3 protein-coding genes are annotated in these 3,418 nt (G+C 64.7%); 1 reads left to right on the plus strand and 2 read right to left on the minus strand.

The window, feature by feature from the left end; translation table 11 throughout:
• Window positions 1-1,900, plus strand: a 1,900-nt coding sequence (locus tag VFQ05_15175; protein ID HET9328107.1) for a T9SS type A sorting domain-containing protein, incomplete at its 5' end; no start/stop codon positions are given.
• A gap of 28 nt (window positions 1,901-1,928) precedes the next feature.
• Here VFQ05_15175 and VFQ05_15180 read toward each other — a convergent pair.
• Together VFQ05_15180 and VFQ05_15185 are read right to left on the minus strand one after the other, a co-directional pair.
• Complete coding sequence (locus tag VFQ05_15180) at window positions 1,929-2,531, minus strand: uridine kinase (protein ID HET9328108.1); 603 nt, start codon at window positions 2,529-2,531, stop codon at window positions 1,929-1,931.
• 35 nt (window positions 2,532-2,566) lie between these two features.
• The gene (locus VFQ05_15185) at window positions 2,567-3,373 is read right to left on the minus strand and encodes a T9SS type A sorting domain-containing protein (protein ID HET9328109.1); all 807 of its coding nucleotides are present in this window, start codon (window positions 3,371-3,373) and stop codon (window positions 2,567-2,569) included.
• Between the last annotated feature and the right edge of the window lie 45 nt (window positions 3,374-3,418).

Below are 3,418 nucleotides of genomic sequence, written 5' to 3' on the forward strand. Positions count from 1 at the left end.
GGTCTCCGTGCTGCTCGGCAATGGAGACGGAAGCTTCGGACCCAAGACCGACTTCAGCGCGGGGATGGGTCCTCACTCCGTGGCGGTCGGTGACCTGAACCGTGACGGCAAGCCTGACCTGGCGGTGGCGAACTGCTTCGTTGGCGAAGGCGTCTCCACCGTCTCGGTCCTGTTGGGTCGCGGTGATGGGACCTTTCCCCACTACACCCAATACCAGGCTGGATACAGTCCTACGACGGCCGCGATAGGGGACTTGAACGGAGACAGCAAGCCCGACTTGGCTGTCGTCAACTACGGCTACACTCAGGACTCTCCCAGCTCGATCTCGGTGCTGCTCGGCCGCGGGGACGGCAGCTTCGGGACCAAGACCGACTACCAAACCGGGGATTATCCCAACTCCGCGGAGATTGCCGATCTCGACGGCGACGGCCACCTCGAACTGATCGTGGCGAACTACATTTCGACCACCGTGTCGGTCCTTCGAGACGACAGCCATGGCGGCCTCACGGTGACGAGCTTCGCCATGGGGTACTACCCCTACTCCCTGGCCATCGGCGACTTGAATGGCGACGGCAAGCCCGACCTGGCAACCGCCAACACAGCCGGGCCTGGAATGAGCACGACCACGGGTGTCTCGGTGGTGCTCGGCAACGGCGACGGGACCTTCGGCGTCGAGACGAGATTCGGCACTGGAAGCTATCCCCAATTCGTCGCGATCGGCGACCTGAACGGCGACGGCAAATTGGATCTGGCGGTGGCCAACCAGGGGTACTACGAAGACGAACAGGCTTCGATTTCGGTGCTGCTCGGCAATGGCGATGGAAACTTCGGGGGCAGAACCGACTACACCCCGGTCGCGGGCCCCACCTCGGTGGCGATCGGCGATCTGAACGCCGACGGCAGGCTAGATCTCGCAGTCACGAACAGTTGGTCCAACACGGTCTCGGTGCTGCTCAACACGGGCGTCGTGTGCAACCCGGTGCCGATGAGCCTCGAGGTCTCCCCCAGCATCATCCATCTGCAATCGCCGGGGCATTGGGTGACGGCAACACTGGAGCCCGAGCCTCCGGCATCGCCCATCGACATCGACATCCCATCGATCCTCCTGAACGGGAGCGTGCCGGTGGATGCCTCGGGGCCGACCTCGATCGGGGATGTGGATCAGGATGGCCGCCCGGACCTCACGGTGAAGTTCGACCGTGCGGCGGTGGAAGCGACGGTGAGCGAGGGCGATTCGGTGCCCGTCACCGTGACCGCCAGGATCGGGAATGGGTGCTTCGAGGCGACCGACGTGATCCGCGTGATCCGCGCGCGCGTCACGTCACCGAGCGCCGGGAGCGAAGTCCAGGGCGGGAGCACCGCCGAAGTACGCTGGGACACCCCGGCCGGTGTCGAGGTGCAATCGGTCGCCCTGCTCTTCTCCGCCGATGATGGAGCGAACTGGGCTCTCATCGCCCGCGAGCTGCCCAACACCGGCAGTTCTTTCTGGACGGTGCCAAACCGTGGCACCCAACGGGCCCGGATCGCGACCGTGCTCGTGGAATCGGCGGATGAGGCCGGTTTCGAGGTGAACGGTGTGCTCGCCAGGAGCGAGCGATTCACCATCACGACCCCTCCCGGATGGGTCGAGCCGGGCGCCTCGTTGGCCCTCCATGGTGCGGTGCCGAACCCGAGCCGCACTCTGAACGTGAGCTTCACGCTTCCCGACGACAAGCGGGCAACGCTCGTGGTCTACGACGTGAGCGGGCGTGAGGTGAGGCGACAGGAAATCGGTCGCCTGGGCGTGGGCCGGCATGTTGTGTCGATGGGTACGGTGCCCAGCCTCGCTCCCGGGATCTACCTCATCCACTTGATCCGGGGAGATCGTCAAATGGTCGCGCGAGCTGCCGTGATTCGGTGAGGAATAGCGACTCCACGCGCGCGGTCGCCTAGACGGCGACACCGTGGACGATGGCATCCGCCAGCTCCTGAGGTCGATGCTCTTGCATGTATCGATCTTCGCTGGGCATCCAGTCCTCCTCCCACCTCCGACGTGCAGCCTCGCCGTCGCGTTCGAGACCACGCAGCAGGCGAAGCTCGCGAGGGCAATCCACCCAAATCCGCAGATCGTAGAATTCGGCCACTTCGCGCCTGCTCGAGTACACACCTTCGACGAGGACGACTCGATCAGGAGACACCTCGCACGAGTCCGTCAGACTGTCCTTGCCCCAGTCGTAGCGGTCGTACCGCGCACTCGCGCCGGTTCGAAGCGGGCGCAGGACTTGGTCGCGGAGCCGACACCAATCGAAGTCCCCACCGATCGGCTTCTCCGTGGGCGCGCCCGCAGGCCGGAGACCCGAGGGAAGAAAGAAGTCATCGACATGGATGGTTGACGCGGGCACTGCGGACTCGCTCAGGATCCTCCGGAGAGATTCGGCGAGGAATGTCTTGCCTGAACCGCCGGGACCGTCGATCGCGACGAGGACGATCTCCTTGTCGGCGTAGAGCGCGGCCAAGGTGGACGCGATGTCTGGTGCCTGCTGGTATTCCATAGCCGTCTTCTAGATCACGAGCGCCTGCAGATGCATCACCTCAACTTGGAGACGGTCCGGGTGATCTTGCCGGAGGGATCGTCCAGGCGCACGAAGTAGAGCCCGGCGGGCGCCGATCCGCCGCCGTCCAGAAGGCCGTCCCAGGCGCGAGTCTGTCGGCCGCTCGTGATCCATTCATGGTTCACCAGCGCGCGGACACGACGGCCCGAGAGGTCGAACACGCCAAGGCTCACGAACCCCGGCCCGGTGACGGCGAACTGGATCTCGGTCGAGGAACCGAAGGGATTCGGTGACGCCGATAGCGTCGGGCCTAGTTCCCCGTCATCGATCCCAACTGCGCCACCGAAAGGCTTGGCGTCGACCACCAGCACCGAATCGAAGCAGAACTGCGAGTGGAGCGAGATCTGCGTCTTGATCTCCGGGAAGGGGGCGCCAGGCGAGCGCAAGCCGCTGTCGAATCGCTGGGGCGGACCTCCATCGAAGGAGAGATCGAGGGTGAGCTGCTCCATCACCGCCACTTCGCCGCCGCGGCGATAGGTGCCCGAGCCGACGATCGTGATCGGATGGGTCTGGTCCGGGACTCTCCAGCGGACGTCGCGCACGTCGTAATAGGTGTAGAGCGGGTCGACGCCGGACTTGCGCAGCGAGAAAGTGCCCGTCAGCGGCGAGCGGCTCATCACCGGGCAGGCACATGGATCGAAACAGCCATACTGGAATTCGCTCGGTGGAGAGGCGAGCGAGTAGACAAGCGAGTCAGGAACCGAGCTTTGTGCGGTGGCGTGGACGGTGTGGAAGAGCGTCCAGGCGATCGCGACGATGATCAGGGTACGAGAGCCGATCATGGCGCGTCTCCTTCGAAGGCGGTCAGAGGTTCGCGGCCGAAGGAA

This window comes from Candidatus Eisenbacteria bacterium (genome assembly GCA_035712145.1).
Taxonomy (GTDB): domain Bacteria; phylum Eisenbacteria; class RBG-16-71-46; order RBG-16-71-46; family RBG-16-71-46; genus DASTBI01.